Below are 19,838 nucleotides of genomic sequence, written 5' to 3'. Positions count from 1 at the left end.
AAAGGGTTCAGTGGGTTGTTATGGAATGGCGGGGCCAGTCGTGCCGCCAGAATCGCCAGGATGTTTGTGGCCGTTGAGCGCAATATTGCCCGCAGTGACGTTCCCGCTGGTCTGATAGTCGCCTTGTGTTTGCGTGACGTTACCTTCAAACGATGCACCCGTACCGCCTTTAATCGCAATGCCACCGTTGCCGGTGATTTGACTCTGCGCGGTAACTTGCTCGCTGGCCGTCACCATCGGGGTATTAAAATCCGCTTTTTCCTCTGCGTTGACAACAAATTGTTTGCAGTTGACGCGGAACTCGTCACAGTCTGTTTCTATCAGCCGTCCGCGTTTAAGTACAATCCGAGCGCCCTCATCGGTATAAAGCGCTACCTCTCCGGGAGCGAGAGACTGGAGCCGGTAGGTCGCGTGCTCAGTTGCAATCACGACACTGTGCGACGTTTGCCCACCGAGAGGTATCACAATAGCCATCGCACCAGGCAGCGGATTTGACGTAAACCCGTAGTGCTGGAATAGCTCACTGTCTTGCAATGGTTCGCCCGCCAGTCCTTTAGCCTGGAACGTTTGCACCGAACCGGTACTATTCACCCGCGTTAAACGGATTCTAAACGCCAGTCTAATGCGATTTAACGCCCCATTAATACGTCTTTCAATATCAGGCCACATCGACAATTTGCAGCTCCTTTTTGCTCTTACGTTTACGCTGTTTTTTCTTCTTCGGATACGCATCGGGTATCCAGACGCCATCTTCCTTCAGTCTGAGCGTTGTGGTTGTGCCGCCCGGACGTCCACCGCTGAACTCACGCCCCATAAGAAAGAAAACAGCATCGATACCGTGGTACTCGCTGATTACGTGAATACGTTGCCCTGGCTCCCACAGCACGCCGTCCGATGCTCTGTGGCCGTGGACAATAGCGGTCAGACTGTAGCCAGACAGTCGCGCGTCAGACAGCGCTTTACGGGCGCGATAGTTGATTTGCTCCTGATTGTCGGCATCACCCACAACCATCACCTGCGGCCTGTAATAATTTACCGTTGGGTCTTTAACTACGGTTTTCATGCCGTGCTGGCCCGTCTCTGCTGTGCCTGTACTCAACTCAATATCGCTGTCGCTGTCATCATCGACATCGATAATCGCCAGATCCTTTTTGCTGGAGGAATGCGCGTGGCTTTGCGCTAATACCGTCAGCTCTGAAAACGATTTATCTATTGAGCTGGCATCAGACAGCGACAGCACATTATTGCCTTTGCCGTCCATCCTCATGATGAGTGACGCGACGGGCTGTTTAGTGTAATCCGGGCCACCGACAACCAACGTCCCGTCCGGCGCGAACCACGGCCACAGACCTCGACCGGCGCACGCGCGTAACAGCATGTCCCACGCCCGTTCGCCAGGCTCTGCACTGATTTTATCGCTGCGGATAGCGCTCTCAGCCTCAATGCGGACTTTTGTGATACCAAGCGGGCGGACGATCTGCGCGACGACATCCTCAAGCCCAACCTGTCGCGCGGTGAGGATTGGTGCGGCACAGTCAACAAGGATAGCGGCGCTGTCACGGCCAGACAGCGACAGCGTGACGCCACTACGCGCAACAGAACGCTGCACGCTGTCAATGCGGCCTGTCATCACCGTATCGCTGCCGACTTTTACCGTCACCGGCGCACCACGTACCACGTCAGCAGGAAACTTACCATCAGGCAGTCCCAGGCTAACGCTCCACGCATCAGCCGGTATCAGGAAGTCGCTGTCAATCTGGTAGCGTGACCAGTCCGTGTGCGCCTTGCCGTTAATAATGACGGACACAGCAGCGTTATCAGTCGCGGGGTTATTCTGCGTAGGCATTCAGCACATCCCCCGCGTTAAGGTTGTTCGGGTCGCGCAGTTGCGGGTTCAGGCGTTGCAGCTCTGCCGCGCGGGAATAGTCGTTATACCAGCGATGCGCAACCAGATGTAGGTTACCGAGCGCAGTGACGGTGCGCGTCATCAGTTGCGGTTTCTCACTGATGACAGCTTCGGCCAGCGCTTGAACTGTCAGCGCGATAGTCGCCAACTGGTCGATGACAGGCTGATAAGACAAGCCCGTCGGCTGTGCGCTGCTGCTGATTTCAGCCATCGCTGGTGCATACGCATCACGATTGATATCAATCGCGTCCTGTATCATCTGCCGCGTCTCATTGGTGATTTTCTCGATGTCGAGCGGCGTTAATACTGCTGTCAGCGCAGGGTCACTGAGCACCGCTCCAGCTTCTTCTGCCGCCTCCATCGCGACGGCCACCGCGACAATCGCGATTAACTCAACAATATCGCTCTCGACCAGTTGTGCGGGCATATCAACCGGCGCATCGATACTGCCGGAGACTAAACCAGCAGGCATGGACTGAACGGATAGCAGCGCGGCCTGCGTGCTTGCCCAATCGGCCATGATGACAGTCGGTGATGCTGCATAGTTCGTTGTAGCGATGGCTTGTTGCTCTGCACTGCTGGGTACAGTAACGGATGATGCAGCCACAGCAGATGTGCCACCACCCACATAAGCAGAATGCAGTGAACTCTTTGATGCGCCCGTTTTGAGTGACAGCGCAGAACGCAGGTCACCGAAAAACGCGCCAGGGAAATTGATAAAATCAGTTGTACCGCTGATAAATCCGCTGATATCGCTGCGGAATATCGTCACCATGTTTAATGCGCCGGTCGCCAGGCCACGCACTTTATTCATCATGGTTTTTGCCGTTCTCAGTGGCTGAGTAACATCGTCCAGCAGCGAACTGGCATTGTCGATCAGCGACTGCGTCTGATTAAAAATCTCATCGGCTTTTGATAGCGGATAGTCTTTAACAAAGAACGGATTGCCCGTTTTGGACTGCACAAACTGAATATCGATGGTGCAGTAATTGACATTCTCCGCATCGTGATTGACCTGAAACACAGCCGCCAGCATGTTCGGCATCGCACCAAACACCGGGTGTATCAGTTCCGCTGCACCTGGCTTGCGTAGAGCGTCCAGTAGCGACTGGAGGCGGGTTTCGTAATCGTCACCCCACACCACAGCCTGAATCTGTGAGCTGTGAGGCTTTAACCCCAAATCCTGAATGTCTGCGCCGTCCAGGTTAGGGTATTCATGCTGCGCAATATCGCGTTGAGCGCTGTCACGCACGTTGATCACATCGAATTTCACGCCACGAAAGGAGCCGTCTTGTAATGAGTCTGCCCAGGCCATTATTGATATGCTCCGTTCGAGCCACGCGTGGCCTGCTGGCTGTTGACTTCGTTAACTGCCTCGGCAATAACACGACTATCCAGCTCAACCTTTGTATTTATCTGAATTGGTTGGTTGCTTTGTGGCTGCTGCGGCAACAGGTAAGACGGCACGCCCATCGTCGCGGGGTTCACGTCTGCGCCGATGGTGGTCGGTCTGGCCCACCATGTTTTAACCTCATCGACCACATCAAGAAAGCCAGGAGCGGCGCGGCGGCTATCCTGAATGCGTTCCAGTTCGCTGGCGTATTTGTTCGCCTTGAGGCGGGTGCGTACTGCGGCATCACCACGCTCGACTTGCACCAGCGGGGCATCTTCGGCCGCTTGATAGAGGGCTAATGGTGCAGCGACGCGCCCAGCGACACGTGCAACACCACCCAGACGACTTAACCATGAGGGTAGCTTTGTTCCAGGAACATTCGGCGTAGTTGTCGGGCCTCCGGGTACAGGAGGGGGAGTAACGCCACCATTTCCCGATATGAGTTTCCACGCAGCCAGAACACCCCCGGCAGTAACCGCTCCCGCGCCCAGCGCTTTAATGCCTGTCGTTGCGCCAGAGAGCGCAACAGTCAACCCAGGGTATTCATTTGAGTATTTGACCAGTTTCTCGGATACATCACCGAGCAGCTTAGATAACCCATCTGTGCTGTCAATTTCTGCAAAATCAGCAGTATTTTTTAACTGCTGTATTTTGAAACCTTCAGTATCTGACATTAGCGAAAAATTCAAATCGCCCGCTGTCTCTCCAGACGGGAGACTACGTTGCTCGTTAACCTCAGTGATAACGTTCTTTGCATACTCACGGTTACTGCGATACCCGATCAGCGCCATCAGTGCCTGCCGGTCAGCGATGATCTGCCCAACAGCTGATCCCTCTAATATTTTTGCCTGTGATTCCATTATTTGGCGGCGGTCACTACCGGATGAAGAAGCTAGTTGCGCATCCAGCTTCTTGTATGCTGGGTTACTGGCAACGACTTTATCAATAATGGCAACAAACGCATCCAGTGAATTCAATCCTTTTCCCTGCGCCGCTGAGAGACTGCCTGGCAAATCTATTCCCTTGCCTTTAATTTTGACATTGCTTGCAGCGTTCGCCGCATCCTGACTTGTAATTTTCCCCAGCAGGTTTACCACATTGTTCCCAGCTTCATCACTGGTGCCAGCTGTAATCTTTGCGGCCTGATTGACGCCGAGTAAAACAGCAAAGTCATCCAATCCTTTCATGCCGTTATTACTTGCAGCCGCTAACTGTTGCGGTAACCATTTAGCCATATCTGACAACTCAAAACCGCCGGCTTGTCCGGCAGCAATCGCCATGTTCAGCGCTTTTTCCATGTCTTTATCTTCGACGCCAAACGTTTGTTTTAGTCGGATTGCTATCTGAGATAAATCCCTGGAGCTGGCTCCGCTTGCCGTCGAATATTTTTGCAGCATTGGTAATAACGTTTTAGCTGACGTCATATCAACTTCACCAGACGCCAACATTTCATTTAACGTATCTGCCGTACCTTCTTTTGTTCCGCCTCCAACCTTGACGGAATCACGGATTAGCGAGTCGATTTCTTGCATACCTGCTCGACGAGCATCAACAGTCTTCCTGTCTGAAAAGGCTGTATTTGTCATATTCGCCAGCGTCTGTTCGTATGTCATCGTATTGCTGACTGGGCGGGTTAACATAGCAGCCCCCGCAGCTACACCACCTGCGATAGCCATAGCGCCAGAACCCACCGCGCTCAGCTTATCCATGCGGCTCATAGCCTGAGCGGTTCCGCTCAACTCACCACGCAATCGGCTCACACGGTCAGTCATCGCACCGAATGCACGAGACTGCTCACTCGCCGACATAACACCCATTCGGGTTAGGCGGCTGTATGCCGCAATCGTCTGCTGGATTTCGCGCTGAATCTCACGCTCTGAGCGAATGCCTAGCGTAGAACGGGCGCTGTTCGCCCGTTTGAATTCTTCACTCAAGGCTCTCGACGCCCGGATACCTTGCTGGCTGTTCTGCTGCTGAGACTTAGCCAGGTCGTCACCGGATTTTTCTGCGGCTTTCGTCTTTGCGACAGCCTCTTCCAGCGCCTTGCGCAGTACCTTTGAGCCGTTGTCACGGGTGAGTATTGTCAGTGCGAGCTGGAGAGTACGACCCATGATTTACTTTCTCCGTTTTGTCTGCCGCTTTTGGCGTAGTGATTTTACGGTGCGGGATGTGTTGCTACCCCCAGCAGCCGGCGCTTTTCTGCCGTTCAGCCTAGCGAGAGCATTGATGTAGCCGTCCAACTCAGCACGGCTCATCGCTTCTATTTGCTGTTTTGTGATGCCGTAGCGTCCGAGGGCGAGGATAACGGTGCGGTATCCGCCGAGGGCGGTCTCGACTGCATCAGCTTTTTTTTAACGGCCGACACCTGCGCATCGATGAGATCAAAGTCCTCATCAGAAAGCTGATCTAACAGCAATTCCGTGGTGACTTTGTCACGCTCGACACCGTCCAGCGTGAGCACGCTAGCCAGGATACCGACGCGATAGTGCATACCCGCAGCGGCCCCGTCCGTTGTGCCTTTCTCTTCCTGTGTTTCTTCCAGCGCCGCAATGGTGTCGCCAACCACCGGAAGACGAACAGAGAAAGTAAAGTGGCGCTGGCCGTCAAGTTCAACGCCGTGTAGCAACATACCTTTTTCCATTTTCATTACTCCTCAACACGACGCAGTGCGGCAAACGTAATATCGCGTTTCGCTTCGCTATCAACGGTGTACTGCGCACCGACCTGGGTGCTAAAACAGTCAAGGAACGACACGCGCTTACCGCCGCTTCCGCTAACGGGATACTGCGTAATCTTGACGCCTTCCATACCTTCCCAATCCAGATCGCCACCCAACGGGATAACGACAGATACCGTTATTTGGTACTCAGCGATACCACGCGAAAATCCTTTTGCGCGACCAGTGCGGTTCATCGTCTTGACCAGCTTACGCCCAGTTTGTACGTCTTCTTTCAGGTCGGTACATTCCAGTTCTACGCCGTTCACTTCCAGAACGATGGCCCCGACGTATTCTTCTAATGCCATGATGGATTTTCCTTACAATTACAGCAGTAGGTCGATGCGACCAGCAAAGACATGCAGACCGTTCACGATATCGGCCGGAATGCGGGCGTTGAGTCGGTTAACATCCTGAGAATCACGCTCAACAATTAACTGGTCTTTATAAGCGTCAACATTCTCAATGATTTCCAGTTCTTCGAGCTTGTAGAGCACGTCAAGCAGCTCGCTGCGCACACGGTCTGGCGTGCGGGAACTCAGCTTGTCACGCGGGAAACGCAGCGTGATGCGCTCACGACAGGCTTTGCGCACGTAATCCAGCGTGCGGATAGTCGTGATATCCAGCAACGAGACATCGTCAACGCCATCCGCGTTTTTGGTGTACGTGCTGATAGCCCGGACGATTTGAACGTTGTCACCGGGGCCAATCTCAAACGGTGTCAGCCCGTTGTACAACGCATTTTCCTGCTCGTTACGACCTGGGCGTGCAGACAGCGCCGTCACATCTAGCGTGTTCATCGCTAGGGTGTTCAGTGGCCGAGCGGGATCCTCTTCACTGGCGATAACAGCGGCATACGCAGCAGCAATTTGCGCCGGTGTCTTCACCGAGCCGTTATGCCAGCCGAACGTAATACGCCCATTGTTGATACTGGCCGACAGTGTAGAGCCGATTGACAGTGATTTATGCCAGCCCGCAACGCCAATCGCGCCGCGCTGCTCCAATGGGCCGCTGACGTTATCCAGATACGTGCGCAGGGCTGTTAATGCTGTCTGCGTCGCATAGGGACTGACGATAATATTGTGACCAGCAGCGAACACAGCAGCGAAAGCGGGTGCAATATTAGGATCAACATCACCATTCATCATTGACGCCGCCGCAGCGATTACACCTGCCGCTGTTGATGCGATGCGCAGCGTAATGTCATTGCCCGCCACGCCTTTATTTTTGGCCGTCAGCGTGACTACACCAGCGGCGGCAGAAGCAGTGACCGGCAATGCTGTTTTTTGCCCGATTGCCGTATTCAGCGCAGCAGCAACGGTCGCAGCGGTATCATCAGCAGACACAGCAACATCAATACGCGTTGCACCGACAAACGCGCTCACCGTTCCAGACGCTGTCGCCGTTCCGGTTAGTGTCATCGTTCCTGTTGCTGCTGTTGCTGCCCCTGCATCGCTGACGCCAATAACCTGCAATTGCAAATAGCTGTTACAGCCAATGGCTTCCGCAACCATAAGATGGGCCATTGAACCGCGACCAAATAGCGTGGCCGCTTCTTCATCAGAGAACACGTTAACCGCATTGAGTGGGGTTGCCGTGCCGCTGCTAAGCATCTGCGCGACAAGTAGAACCTTTTGCTGATTGCTCGGTAACGTGCGCACCGCAAGCCGTGTATTGAACTCAAAATATTTCCCAGGCTTGCGGATGCTACTGCCGATTTCGTAAAACTCGACGTTAGGACTCGCCACGGCTCACCTCCTCAGATTTGCCTTTCTTTGCTACTACCGCGTCGTCAGTAACGACTACCAGATCACCGGCATTTAACTGCCGCTGGTAGTACGCCGTCAGCGCGACTTCGCCCGCTATTTCATCAGTGATGTAACGGCGGCCGTTATCTTCACGCGGCACCTGAACCCCCGGAGCCGCTTTAACCTTGATTTTCATGATGGATCACATCCTCTGCATCCGGCGACGTAGATGTCTGCGGAATGTCATAGCTCAAATGGGTGCGCAGCCAGTCTGGGTCGTCTTCGCTTACCGCCCCCTGATAACCAGAAAAAACGCTGTCAGGATGGAACGGTGCCGCGCCGTCTAGCGGGTATTTGCCGTTTTCCAGCGCGGTTTCCATCCACACCGTGTCGAACTCACACGCAAATACTGACAGCGCCTGGTTTTCCAGCTTGGTGTTAAACAAAGGCCGTACACGGCCTGGCATCAAAACGTCGATCTTTAACCCGGACTCGGCTAAATCCTGCCCGGAGATCAACCGGCGTACAGCTTCGACCATGCGATAAGTACCGACCTCATCAGTCCGCGCGCCGCCGTGGCGTGAGGACTCTTCACTGCGCACGCTGCGCTCGCCGACAATCACCACAAAACGCCCGGTGGTTTTGTACTTCCGTTTACCAATATTGGCGTTTTGCGTGTTCTGGATGCCGCCGAACGTCACCCATACGGCTGGCATTGCACGAGCAACCTCTGCGGGTTCGCCGTCCAGTTCACCACCGTAAGAACACACATTTGCAGCCATACGGCCCAGCCCTTTGCGTAGCCGGTCAATCATTGCCAGCTCAATATCACGGATAATCAAAATGCACCTCCGCCTGTAGAACCCCTGTCAAACACGCGCCCCGCAGACTGGAAACGTGCCCCGGAGCTGGTTTGTTGCACAAGCTGTCCATCTGGCATTTTTCCGAGCGTGATGCGGCCATCAGCGACACGTTCCAGATAGCGGATGGCGTCCTCATAGCGCAGACGAACCTCATCAGTCATCTGTGTACCCGCACCGCACAGCAGGTAACGGGTAATATCACAGCAGCGACCAACCAGAATGCGAGGCGTATCCGACCAGGGAACGGGATAACGACCAGCCAGATAGCTATCGATTTCCGCACTGGCGCGATCTAACGCGCCATTCAGCACCACTTCGTCGATATCGCCGGTAAAACTCCGGTCGGTGAGTGCAACACATTCACGCTCACCGAACGCCAGCACAATATCGTCACGGGTCGCGTACATTATTTTTTCGCCTTCGTCGCGTCAGCCGCAGTTAGCTGTGCCTGGAGTGCATCACGCTCGGTGGTTAGTGCCGTATTGCTTTCCCGCAGGACATCACGTTCAGCTGACACCGCTTCAATCGCTGCATTAGCGGACGCAATATCACGCCCCAGATCTGCTACGCGGGTTTTGAGCGCGTCACGCTCGCCAATCAGCGCCGCCGAGGCTTTTTCCGCCGTTTTCAGTTTTTCCAGCGCAGCCGACAGTTGTTTAGCCGTGTCCCTGTTTTTTTCTACATCACCGCTGACGCGAACGACGATCAACTGCGGATCGTTTTCCAGCACTGTTAACTGTACAGCAGTGAAATGGTCATCAGCATAGGTCTGGGTTTTGGCGCTGTGCGCCATGCCGCAACGGCGAAAGCCGTCGTTGCGGGCAGTAATTTGAATTGGCATTATTCACTTACTCCTGTAGAGCCATAGGCCATTTGCCAGAACCCATATCCAGCCGCCGCACGAGCTTCAGCACCGAAGCGGAATTTTTTACGCATAAAGACGTTTTCGGAGTTGTAGTCTATCTGCTCGACAAATTCGGGCTTCTTACGGTCCTGATAGATAAGAGGCTTGACTGCGCGGGTAGTGTCCAGCAAGAACCACGCGCTATCAGATGCCAGCTCAGGTGCAACCAATACTTCCGCTGTATTGCGATACGGATTTGGTGTGCCGTCTGGGAATTTTTCGGCTGTCATCAAATAATTCGCATCGTCTTCCAGCGTTACAGGCACAACTAGCACGCCTGGCCGGATTTTCAGTGATGCGCCTTCGTCATCTTTGAAATTACGCATAGTGGTGCGGGCGGCACCATAGGAGGCTTTAGCTTCCGCCAGTGAGCCTACCTTCAATTTTTTCGTTCCCATGTTTGAAACCGAGTGAGGCACATCGTTTCCAACGGGATGATCGGTATCAAAGAACGGTTGTCCGTCATAACACTTCAATGCGAAGCCCTGACTTAGCAACGCAAACACCAGGTCAGCGGGTAATTCAGCAGCGGATTGGCCTGCCTCTCTAGCCTGAGTTGCTAGCCCCAGTACTTGATCATCTTCGATTTCGTTGCGCTCAACTTCGACTGTGGCTTCAAAATCATCGTTGACGATGCTGTAGTTGAAGGCTGACAGGGCCTTAATGACCTTATCCCCGATCCACTTGCGCATTTTCGGGAAACGACCCAGCCAACTGTAATCATTCTGTTTCCCGGTCGATGGCACGACCATTGCAATTTTTTTCCAGTCCGTCGGCGTTTGGTCAAACGCATTCTGGAAGCTAGTTTTCAGATTGACGAAAATCGCCCTTACGTTCTTTACATTCACTAACACGGTATTTCTCCTTAAATCAGAACCCAGACGCCATTACTGCCGACTGCCTGAACCTTCCCCGCTACAGGGCGGGCATTGGTATTGTTGGTTTTCGCGACGGTCTGACTGTCCACGACATAGCAGTCTTTGCCGACATCAGCTTGCGTCACTGCATCGGCCGCATGGTTGACGAACTGCCACGCACGGCTACGTCGCACTAGTGCATCAGCGCTGCCGTTCGCACCCGCGCTGTTATCCACCCAGCCGTCACTGACTCCGAGCGTGATTTGCGTGGCCGTCGCCGTCGCGGGAACGGCATAACCGGCAGCATTAGCGGCAATAATGTGACCGCCAAAAATTTCGGTTGATGCTGCAACCGGGACGGGGAACAGCAGCCCGTCACGGTGTGGTGTATTGCGATCACTCATTACCTTCTCCTTTTACAAACTTCGCCACCTCAGCAGGATCAATGCCCATCAGGTTGCAGATAGCGACGTCTACGACATCGTCGTCATTGTCGGTTGCGGTTTTGGGTTTCACGCCAGGGGGCGGCAGGCCCCTGGTTTGGGTAGTTGTCAGCGCCGCGATTTTTGGCGCGTTATCCAGAAACGCTTTAAGACTGTCTGGCGATGACTCCGCCAGAGATTTCGCCCAGCCTTTTTGCGCGGGTAACAAACGTCCGTCAGACAATGCGACGGTGATCAACTCCGCACATTGCTGCTGCGCCAGCGCCGCCGTGTTGTTATTCGCGGTTGCCAATGCTTCCGTGACGGATTGCTGCATCACATCGACAGAAACCCACTTAGCGGGGTCGGGACTTGCGACCTGTGTGGTCAGCGCAACAACGCTGGCGGCATCCGCTGTGAGCTTTTCAATCAAATTGAACGGATTAGCCGACAGCGTGTTAAATGATGCTGCCGCTGTTCCTGCGGTCGCAGATGCCAGTTGATCAATGAGCTTGTTTAGCTCGGCGGTAATGTCTTCTGCGGTGGCTGTGATAGGTAAATTCAGCATCCAGCGCAGACGCTCAAGTAGTTCGTCCATAGTGTCCTCTTGGGTTGATGATGCGCTGGTCAAGAATGACGCGGCAGCCAACATGACTTCGTCCATTCCGTCCAGCGCGGGAGTGTTCGTAAGCGCAGCGTGCAGGAGCTGCAAGACGCGGCCTGATTTGTCGTAAGAAAAAACTGGGGAAACAAAGCGGTATGAGCCGTCGGCAATCATCGCGGCGGCGCTGTCTGTCCAAATCACATCGACGGCAAACAAGCCGACGCCTTCGCGCCATTCCAGCGTTTTGAACCAGCCGGAAGCTGGGGCGGGCTTGCCGTTCTTTGCTGCACGCAGGGTCTGGTGTTCGTAATCGATGACATACGGGGTCAGCTGTGCGTTAGCGGCGGCAATCAATGCCTGCGCGACCTCAGCAGTCATAATCCATGCAGGGCATTCGGTAGGACGGTCATCACGTGCCCGGAACTCACCAGCCGGAAACAACTGGATGACGCCGAGGGAGGCTTTATTGATTTCTGCGGCAAGGGCAGCAACGAGTAATTTCTTTTTCATACCGCCAGAATGGCAGCACGCTAATCAACGAATAAGAGGAAGGGGTTCAGTGGGTAACAGTAGAGAGGAAATGACGCTTTTTATCTTGCCACTCAAATCATGGCAACGGCAACCGATATGACCGCATTTAAACCCCGTTTAAATCACGTTGTAAGCCCCTTAAACACATAAGGGGCGGTAACGGCATGATGAAACAACGAAAACGCGCTCAGCGGCGTTTTTATGAGGCCGGCGTTAACCGTCAATCACGCGCTTTAAATATTCTGCCGCCGTGTTCTCCATTCCCTCAACATCCGATTCCGTAAGGTGCAGGAACGGACGCGCAGGGATAGTGATCCTATACTCTCCCATCGTGTTCCATTGAGAAAAATTGGATTTTGATTTTTTCACGAACCGATTACCGACACTGCCGTCTTTGTTCTGCTTGTAGTAAGCCCGTTGGCTGCGGGCGGGCATATTGATCGTGCCGCCCTCCTGGTGAATGCGGGCATAGACAACGTTAGTCCCGACCGTGGCGCTGTCATTGTCGCTGTACTCATTGATACTCGCCGCCAGTCGCCCTGATTTTTGCAGTATTTTTCCGCCCTGGCGTTTTTTAGCATAGCGTGGACTCCAGCCAGCCCAAGCAGGACGACCCTGTTGCGCGAAATTCTCTTCGACCGCATCATGCATCGCGGCGGCCATCTCACGCATAAGAGGCTGTCGGTGTTCAATGCGACTAATCAGCTCACCGAGGCCGCGCTCAAAATCGGTAATGTCATATTTTATTTCGTACATAAATTACTCGGTGTATACTTAAGGTGCGGTGGATGGGAAGCTGTTTCCAATGGGTAACGGTTGCTACTACGCCACGAGTGTTGAGCATGATCCGGTTCGAGTCCGGCGCTTCTCATCCCGCCGCTTAATCCAGATTGCCAAACAGCACTTCGTTAATCCCTTTGTTTCTCAGCGACTCGTCATTCGCCAAGATTTTCCCTGTTCTTATCAGATTGGTTTTTATCCTTTCTTTCTTTCCGCCCTCTGGCGGCCGAGCTTTTAGCTCCCGATCGATAAACACGACCAGCTTGCCGGAGGTGTCCGGTAGATCTAAAACGTAGGTCAATGCCGCGTCGGCTTTCTGCGTGTTATAGAGAATGGCTTTAGGATTGAGTATAAACTCTGGTAGGCGTTGCCATAGCGACTCAGGAAGCTGCGCATCCTTGCTGTCGCGAATGGCGTGCAACAGGTTTTCATCTGTCAACGTGATAACGGATGACTCAACGGCGACGCCTTTCTCTGCCAGACGGTCAACCACTTGAGGCGGTAGTGCGCCGACGTGCCGGAGCTGGCCGCGAGCCTGCTTGTTTAGCAGCGTATTATTGACGAACGCATTAACGTCCGTTGAAACGGCCTTTAACAGCGTTTCATTGCCCATTGTTTGACGAACAGCCAGCGCTGCCAGTTGTGGGTCTGCGACTGCCGAACGCTCAAGCAGCCGCTGGCCGAGCGATGCCAGATAACCCTGTCCGGGATTGTGACCGAAACCAGCGTCAGGCGTATACAGTTGACCGTTCCACTTAATGGCCCGTACCGTCCGCGAGTCATTCGGCCCCCACGCTTGTTCGACATCGACGATCTCGCTGTGCTGAACCGTGACTTTCAGGCGTTCAATATCGGACTGCGAACGAGCACGAACGCGGCAGCGACATCCATAACCATCTGGCGGGTACATAAACTGCCAGACAGGGTCGTCATAGCGTGCGATGTAGCCATGCAGCGCGGCATGGCTGGGGCGAATATGCGAATCCATTACACCGATTCGCTCCCAGTAAGGGCGAAACTCCGCGTTAGCGAGCTGCTCTTCGTAACGGCCTGCGCTGTAGGCCGCTTGCATATTCGTCTCAAAAATGGTTTTCAGACGGCGCGGCGTGAGCTTTTTCCCTTCGAGCACACCGTCTTCGTCGGCTTTCAGCCCTTGCCCCTTACCGAGCCAGCCTTTTTGCTCAAGAACGGGCGTTAATCGACGCCGGAACTGCTCCAGGGTTTCGCCGTTCTTCAACGCTGCATTCAATCCGCCCCGGATATCTTCTAATACATCTTGTTTGAGAATACCGGCGACGGTGAATGCGGTAGCATGGGCGCGGGCTTCGACGTCATGCCAGTTAAAGCCGATGGTATAGCCTTTGGATTCAAAATAGCGGATCGCTTCTTCGGGTTTCAGACCGATAGCGTAGCCGAGGTTGACATCGTTAGGCGTCGGCATTCAGTCGCCCCCAGATATCGGCGACAAACAATGCCTGGGAAAGCAGTTGCTGGAGATGCGCATCATCCAACGCAGGATAGCTGGCCGCGATGATATCGAGCGCATCGTCTGGCGTTTGTCCCTGCTGTAACGCTGTGACAAGTGGTGCAATCAGCGCCTGCATTGCATCGTTGATTGCTTCTGGCGTTGAGCGTGCGCTGTCGAGTGCCGATTGTGCCGGGTCGCTGATTTCACCAGGTGCAGTGCTTAATGCCGCAAAACCACGGTAGGGTGATGTGGATAATCCCGTAAGTGAGGGACGCGGAGCGGCTTCTAGCACCGGCTCGTTATTCTGTGGGACGGGAATACCAACTTTCTTGTGTACCCATGAAAGCGGAATAGTCTTCATCCCGGCCTGAACCAGCGTCGACACTCCGGTCGAGAACGTTCCGATATCTTCCAGCTCACTGGTATCAAAAACGAATTTCGGCAAGCGGCGGCGGCTCACTTGATAGCCGTTAATCGACAGCAGCATCTGGATCATGTTCGAGAAAAAGCCGCGTAGCTGTTTCGCGTCGGCAACCAGGATATCGTTGCGCACGTCGTTGTGAACGTTGCCCAGGGCGTTCGTTGAGGTTTTACCGTCCGCCTGGCTCGTCAGCGTTCCGCCGAGCACCGCTTTCGATACGGTACGCTCGCACCAGTCGATCATCGCCATAAACGGATCGGATTGACCGTCAGCAGCGGCTTCAAATGAGATTTCGCTGCCCATCGGGATAATACCGGCGGCGTTGTGGCCAAGCGTAACGAGCGCGTGTAACAACGCGTCTTTCTGGTCGTCAGACGACCCTTCCATGTATTTTCCGACCCGCGCGGGTAAACCGTAAATCTCAAGGAATTCAGCAAAATCACGCACGGAATAATTTTTAAACAGATACGGCCAGACCAAGACGCGGTATAACCCAGACTGTGCAATGTAGCCCGCTTTAGCGTTATGAGTGTGAACCAGCCAGCCGAACGGCCATAGCTCCGAGCCATTCATGCTACCGTCAGAAAGGCGAACTGTATCGTCAATCTCCGGGTTAGTGCAGAACCAGCGATGCGGGCGCAATTTGATTTGCGCGGGGAGCCAGATATTGTCTTCAAACTCCCACTTTTCAATTTCTTGCGCTGAAAATCCGTGCCCAATAGCCTCCGCAGCATTGAGAATAATGTCCTCAAAATCGGGAATGTCATCCATCCATTCGGCCACCATCGCTGCCAGGCTTTTCTCTTCGGCGGTCGCATTACGCGGCGGTTCGATGCTCCAGTCCAAACCCAATAGCGCATTCTTGCGCTTTGCCATCTCAGAGAATATATGCCCGTCTTTCTCGACCATGTCTTCAAACAGGTCAGCTTGCGCGGCCAGATCGCCACGCTCGGCGGCTTCCAGGATACGCGGCAAGCGGCGAATCGTCAGGCCACGCGAGGGATGCTCTGGAAAATGCCGGGTTATTTGCGCCACACGCGCTGTCTGCGGGGATTTCAGTACCTCGCGGTTAAGCGGACGACCATATTGATCAACAATCTGAGCCATAAACTACCAGCCTCCTGAACCGAATCTACTGCCCCGGTCATCAGAATTACGGCGGGGTACAGCGGTAAATGAAAATGCGCCAACACCAGACACGGCAAGCGCCCACAACATATGTAATGCATCCGGGCCGTCGTCGTGGTCAGCCATCGGGAAATGCCGTAACTGATCAATCAATGTGGATTGGCTCGGATGTAATCGAATTAATCCGTTAGCCATATGTGGCTGTAGCGACTCAATACGCAGCAGTTTGTCGCTGTGCGGCTGGACTGCCCGCGCAGGCACAGGGATACCCACAGCCGCGCTGCGCTTCACCAACTCGGTGCGCAGGAACTCCTGAAACTGCACGGACTCAATCGACCACACCAGGCAGGCGTAAATGCGTTGTAACTCAATCACATCAGAAATGATTTTGTCGGGCAAACGCTTACGGATAGCCGCTTCCACCACATCCAGAATGCCGGTATGGCGGTTAAACCCACCAACCAGCAACGCGGAGGGGTCACGACTCGCACCAGCTTTGCCGAGACTGGGGTCACACGCGCCAAAGAAGATCCACTCATTGAGTCGGTTTATCCAAAAATTTATGCAGTGGGCGAATGGAGCGTCTTCACCGCTCACCGGGTCATTCTGGTACTCGGAATCAAAAGTACTGTGACCATCACGCGCACGGATCAGCATCAGCGTCAGTATCGGACGAGCAGACCAGGACACGACCGCACCGTCGTCCATTTCGAGCTTGTGGTTTTGATAGAACGCGCTCGCCATCCATTCGCCGTTACTGTCGTTATTGCGGAGGATTTCCTCCCACTCTTCCCACAGCGACAGATTGACCGGCCACTGGATCACCGCCTTAAATCGCGCGGCTTTCCACAGCGGGTTTTTCAGGGTGCGTGACAGAACAGAATCGTAATGCAGGATAGTGCCGATATAGATAACATCGAATTTCGCACCCGCGCCACCGAGCGGCAGGATGGTCTTTTTCAGCCAGTTATCCAGCTTGTCGCGTTGCTCCGGGCTGCGTACCTGCTCGTCGTTCTCGATATCATCTAGCACCACCAAATCGGGGCGATACGGGCCATGACGCAGACCACGCAGTTTTTTGCCACTGCCTGCGACTTGTACTTTGATATCGTTGCGGGTAACGATGGTTCCAGCCTGCCACACACGACCACCGCCAGCGACCTCAGGAAAATCCATCTCCACGCGGGGATTAAACGCCAGCTCGGCTTTGATGGCTTCCAGCATCGGATACGCTTGATCAATTGAATCCATCACGATAACCAGGTAATGCTTGAAGCCACAGACAATGCACCAAATCGAAAATAACTGACTAACCAACGTCGATTTAGCCTCGCCGCGCGGCGCGGCTATCGCATCATTTTCGCCTTTGGGGCTGGCGATAATCTCCGGTAGGCGCGTAAACAGGTATTTATGTAGCTCGCTTTTGTCAGCATGGCGCACATAGTGCGGGAAGTAATGCTCGACAAAATAGTCGTAGCCACTGACCGGGTCGAATACACGGGCGCGACGTTCTGCTATTGCCGCCGCAGACGGATCAAAGCCGACACATTCGGCTTCAATCGTCCGGCGCAGCGTTGCCGCCAGCTCTTCCAGTTCTTTGGCAAAGTCTTTGGCGGTTAGCTTGTTAGATTTACGCGCCATTTAATCCCCGCTTAACGCCGCGTTAATCTCGTTAGTAATGCGTCTTTCTGCGTCATAGGTTGATTCACCGTAGCCAACCAATAGCTCATGTTTGACACCATCAGCCCAGACAAAAACACTATCGTGATACCCGCGCTCTATGCGGGTAACCTGGCTTGCCATTACTGAATTTTCATGGTTTATGCGGATCAACTTGTCAGCCATAACGTTTCCCTATCTCTTCGCCGAACCCATCAAGAATGCTGACGAACGCGTCCAGGTGTTTTGAATGCCTCTCTCGGATGAAGGTCGAAAGCAGTTGAATGACCTCAAGCGCAACAGACAGCTCGCTGGTTTCTGGCAGGATCTTCTTGCTAGCCGATGTCGCCTTGTTAAACGCATCCGCCAGACTGGCAAGCAGCTCGACGCGTTCACGCGGCGGGATATCGGCTGCACCGTTCAGCATTTCCAGCGTGGTTTGGTACTGTGTAACCAGCCCGGTAAGTACAGCGCGGCCAATCTCCTCCAGACCACCGCCCGCAATAACATGCGCGGCGCGTAGCTTGTCCCAGTCATCGCCTGCGTCCTGCGCATCTTTCTTCCAACGCCGTGCGGTCGCAAATGCGACACCAGACTGCGCGGAGGCGATTTCAAGCGACATTTGCCCGAAAATGTAGGCGCGTCGCAATTTGCCGCGAACCTCCTGCGGATGCGCCATTAGTACCCCAGCCGCGCTTTGATGAGTAAAATCGCCGTGGTGACCAGGCCACCGGTTACGGCTCCGGTAACCCCGCCCGCGATTGCGCCCTGGCGAACGGCGGCGGCTTCGATGCTGTCCATGCGCCGTTCAATGCGGTTTAACTGACCTGAAATCTCATCCAGCCCGCCCAGTTGCACGGCCGGAACCTGTAATGCATCCAGCCGCTGCTTAATGCCCACCAGCGCTGCCGAGTCCGCACTCGATACCACTGTGACGCGACGAACGCGCCGTTTTTGCCGTGCCTTCATTATTTATCTGCCTTCCTGTCCAGTTTGTTATCGATGCGTTCAATCGTGTTCTTCAGGTCGCGCAGGGCGGCCATCACAGAATCTTGATCGCGCCGCGCATCCTCACGGCGCTGGTAATCGTTTTTGATACGTTCGACCGCGCTTTCCAAGTCCGTGATGTCCTTTTGCAGTGAACGAATAAACAGACTGCCAAGCGTGGAAACTAACGCCATCGCCACCCCCAGCACCCACTCCATGCTCATGGGTTCCCCTCCACGTAAAACTGATTCAGCTTCGCCATGTTCTCACGCAGGATCAGGCACCACTCGCCATAGTCGGCGCTGTGCTCAAGAAGTCCGGCTGGAGAGAGTCCGCCACGGGCGCGGACGGCATCGGCGGGATATACAGCAGCTCCGCTGGCGGCTTCGGGCAAATCATCGGCGGGGTAGCCAAGACCGGCGCGGTAGAGCCGCAGGCTGTCAGGGCCAATACCAGTAAAAGTGGCACCATCTTTTTTAACAACATCGTTAATCGTCCTTTTAAGCTGATTTTTTGTCTTACTCAGCTCGGCTTTGGTTTGCAGCAGCTCGACAGATAGTTGGTCAGCCCGCTGGCGCTGGGTATCTGCATCGGCTATCGCTTTTTGCAACGCCGCGACATGTTGCTCGGCGGCGATGCGCTTATCCTGTTCGTAAACCGTGATTTGCCCGGTTTTCAGCTTGTTATCTGCTGATAAGTACGTGATGGCTTCTTGTAATTCGGTTTGCTTCGCGTTCTTGCCCGCGATGTGGCCGATGTTGTAGCCGAATGCCGCAACAGCGACGAGGATCAGGATGTGAGGCCAGTAGGCTCTAAATAGTTTCAGCACAGCTATGGCCTCCCCACATCTGATAGCGAGGAGCTAGTTGATTCAGAATGCGGTCAGGATAGTGCCGATTCTCGCGCCAGTTGGCGGCACTGCGACCGGCATTCACGGTTTCGACGTGACCGAACCAGCGCAGACGATCTAACCCGCGTTGTGTTGCCAAACGCTGATCGCGTTGCACCCAGCCCAACCCGCCATTGTAGGAAGATAATGTCATTGCCATGCGTTCGCAGTCGTTGCGGGCGCTAACGCGCTCCCACAGCCAACGGTCATAGCTCGTCAATGCACGGATAGCCCAGGTGGGATTAAACGGTTGGTTTGCCTTTAATTCAGGCATGATGCGACTGAACCAATCGGCGGTAGCAGGCATAAACTGCGCGAGACCTTGTGCGCCAACGGGGGATATTGCGCGTGGATTCCAGCCGCTTTCCTGATGCAACTGTGCGGCAAAGTCCGCGATGGGGGCATTGATACCCCAATCCAGACGGGCGCTGCGGATCACATCATTGCGGTACTGTTGAGCGGCGGCAGGAGGCTGTGCGGCGTGGGCATGGCCGAAAATACTGCCAGCCCACAGCAGCAACACGGCTAACCATCGCACACGGGTGATTTTCGGCCAGTCCAT

24 protein-coding genes are annotated in these 19,838 nt (G+C 54.3%); all 24 read right to left on the bottom strand.

Annotated features, from left to right (window positions below):
• Window positions 1-18 precede the first annotated feature (18 nt).
• Complete coding sequence (locus tag DCX48_12520) at window positions 19-669, bottom strand: phage baseplate assembly protein V (protein QXE15268.1); 651 nt, start codon at window positions 667-669, stop codon at window positions 19-21.
• Window positions 659-1,846, bottom strand: coding sequence for a phage tail protein (locus DCX48_12515; protein QXE15267.1), 1,188 nt, complete (start codon window positions 1,844-1,846; stop codon window positions 659-661). The genes DCX48_12520 and DCX48_12515 overlap by 11 nt, the downstream gene beginning before the upstream one ends.
• The gene (locus tag DCX48_12510; protein ID QXE15266.1) at window positions 1,830-3,221 is read right to left on the bottom strand and encodes a multidrug DMT transporter permease; all 1,392 of its coding nucleotides are present in this window, start codon (window positions 3,219-3,221) and stop codon (window positions 1,830-1,832) included. Before DCX48_12510 ends, DCX48_12515 begins: the two co-directional genes overlap by 17 nt.
• The gene (locus tag DCX48_12505) at window positions 3,221-5,410 is read right to left on the bottom strand and encodes a phage tail tape measure protein (protein QXE15265.1); all 2,190 of its coding nucleotides are present in this window, start codon (window positions 5,408-5,410) and stop codon (window positions 3,221-3,223) included. The genes DCX48_12510 and DCX48_12505 overlap by 1 nt, the downstream gene beginning before the upstream one ends.
• Window positions 5,411-5,559: 149 nt before the next feature.
• A complete protein-coding gene (locus DCX48_12500) occupies window positions 5,560-5,940 on the bottom strand; it encodes a hypothetical protein (GenBank protein ID QXE15264.1) in 381 nt (126 codons plus the stop codon).
• 5 nt (window positions 5,941-5,945) lie between these two features.
• A complete protein-coding gene (locus tag DCX48_12495; GenBank protein ID QXE15263.1) occupies window positions 5,946-6,323 on the bottom strand; it encodes a phage tail protein in 378 nt (125 codons plus the stop codon).
• Window positions 6,324-6,341: 18 nt separating this feature from the next.
• Window positions 6,342-7,763, bottom strand: coding sequence for a phage tail protein (locus DCX48_12490; protein ID QXE15262.1), 1,422 nt, complete (start codon window positions 7,761-7,763; stop codon window positions 6,342-6,344).
• The gene (locus DCX48_12485) at window positions 7,750-7,962 is read right to left on the bottom strand and encodes a hypothetical protein (protein ID QXE15261.1); all 213 of its coding nucleotides are present in this window, start codon (window positions 7,960-7,962) and stop codon (window positions 7,750-7,752) included. The genes DCX48_12490 and DCX48_12485 overlap by 14 nt, the downstream gene beginning before the upstream one ends.
• Window positions 7,943-8,605: a DUF1834 family protein gene (locus DCX48_12480; GenBank protein ID QXE15260.1), complete on the bottom strand. Its 663-nt coding sequence runs from the start codon at window positions 8,603-8,605 to the stop codon at window positions 7,943-7,945. Before DCX48_12480 ends, DCX48_12485 begins: the two co-directional genes overlap by 20 nt.
• Window positions 8,602-9,033, bottom strand: coding sequence for a DUF1320 domain-containing protein (locus DCX48_12475; protein QXE15259.1), 432 nt, complete (start codon window positions 9,031-9,033; stop codon window positions 8,602-8,604). The genes DCX48_12480 and DCX48_12475 overlap by 4 nt, the downstream gene beginning before the upstream one ends.
• A complete protein-coding gene (locus DCX48_12470; protein ID QXE15258.1) occupies window positions 9,033-9,467 on the bottom strand; it encodes a hypothetical protein in 435 nt (144 codons plus the stop codon). Before DCX48_12470 ends, DCX48_12475 begins: the two co-directional genes overlap by 1 nt.
• Window positions 9,467-10,384, bottom strand: a complete 918-nt coding sequence (locus DCX48_12465) for a head protein (protein QXE15257.1) — start codon at window positions 10,382-10,384, stop codon at window positions 9,467-9,469. The genes DCX48_12470 and DCX48_12465 overlap by 1 nt, the downstream gene beginning before the upstream one ends.
• An 11-nt stretch (window positions 10,385-10,395) precedes the next feature.
• Entirely contained in the window at window positions 10,396-10,791 is a 396-nt protein-coding gene (locus DCX48_12460; GenBank protein ID QXE15256.1) for a hypothetical protein, read from the bottom strand.
• Window positions 10,784-11,923, bottom strand: coding sequence for a hypothetical protein (locus DCX48_12455; protein ID QXE15255.1), 1,140 nt, complete (start codon window positions 11,921-11,923; stop codon window positions 10,784-10,786). Before DCX48_12455 ends, DCX48_12460 begins: the two co-directional genes overlap by 8 nt.
• A gap of 234 nt (window positions 11,924-12,157) precedes the next feature.
• A complete protein-coding gene (locus DCX48_12450) occupies window positions 12,158-12,700 on the bottom strand; it encodes a phage virion morphogenesis protein (GenBank protein QXE15254.1) in 543 nt (180 codons plus the stop codon).
• A gap of 124 nt (window positions 12,701-12,824) precedes the next feature.
• Window positions 12,825-14,165, bottom strand: coding sequence for a phage head morphogenesis protein (locus DCX48_12445; protein QXE15253.1), 1,341 nt, complete (start codon window positions 14,163-14,165; stop codon window positions 12,825-12,827).
• Window positions 14,152-15,720 (bottom strand): DUF935 domain-containing protein, encoded by a 1,569-nt coding sequence (locus DCX48_12440; protein QXE15252.1) that lies wholly within the window; start codon window positions 15,718-15,720, stop codon window positions 14,152-14,154. Before DCX48_12440 ends, DCX48_12445 begins: the two co-directional genes overlap by 14 nt.
• A gap of 3 nt (window positions 15,721-15,723) precedes the next feature.
• Entirely contained in the window at window positions 15,724-17,382 is a 1,659-nt protein-coding gene (locus DCX48_12435) for a hypothetical protein (GenBank protein QXE15251.1), read from the bottom strand.
• Window positions 17,383-17,586, bottom strand: a complete 204-nt coding sequence (locus tag DCX48_12430; GenBank protein QXE15250.1) for a hypothetical protein — start codon at window positions 17,584-17,586, stop codon at window positions 17,383-17,385. It lies immediately after the preceding gene.
• Complete coding sequence (locus tag DCX48_12425) at window positions 17,579-18,079, bottom strand: DUF1804 family protein (protein QXE15249.1); 501 nt, start codon at window positions 18,077-18,079, stop codon at window positions 17,579-17,581. The genes DCX48_12430 and DCX48_12425 overlap by 8 nt, the downstream gene beginning before the upstream one ends.
• Window positions 18,079-18,369 carry a hypothetical protein gene (locus tag DCX48_12420; protein ID QXE15248.1) on the bottom strand — a complete coding sequence of 97 codons (291 nt, stop codon included), beginning with the start codon at window positions 18,367-18,369 and terminating at the stop codon, window positions 18,079-18,081. The genes DCX48_12425 and DCX48_12420 overlap by 1 nt, the downstream gene beginning before the upstream one ends.
• On the bottom strand, window positions 18,369-18,611 hold the full coding sequence (locus DCX48_12415) for a hypothetical protein (protein QXE15247.1): 243 nt from the start codon (window positions 18,609-18,611) through the stop codon (window positions 18,369-18,371). Before DCX48_12415 ends, DCX48_12420 begins: the two co-directional genes overlap by 1 nt.
• The gene (locus DCX48_12410; protein QXE15246.1) at window positions 18,608-19,216 is read right to left on the bottom strand and encodes a hypothetical protein; all 609 of its coding nucleotides are present in this window, start codon (window positions 19,214-19,216) and stop codon (window positions 18,608-18,610) included. The genes DCX48_12415 and DCX48_12410 overlap by 4 nt, the downstream gene beginning before the upstream one ends.
• On the bottom strand, window positions 19,200-19,838 hold the full coding sequence (locus DCX48_12405) for a lytic transglycosylase domain-containing protein (protein QXE15245.1): 639 nt from the start codon (window positions 19,836-19,838) through the stop codon (window positions 19,200-19,202). The genes DCX48_12410 and DCX48_12405 overlap by 17 nt, the downstream gene beginning before the upstream one ends.

The sequence above is a fragment of the Pectobacterium atrosepticum genome (genome assembly GCA_019056595.1).
GTDB lineage: Bacteria > Pseudomonadota > Gammaproteobacteria > Enterobacterales > Enterobacteriaceae > Pectobacterium > Pectobacterium atrosepticum.
Note: the sequence above shows the minus strand (reverse complement) of the source record. Positions and strands in the feature narration are given on the sequence as shown.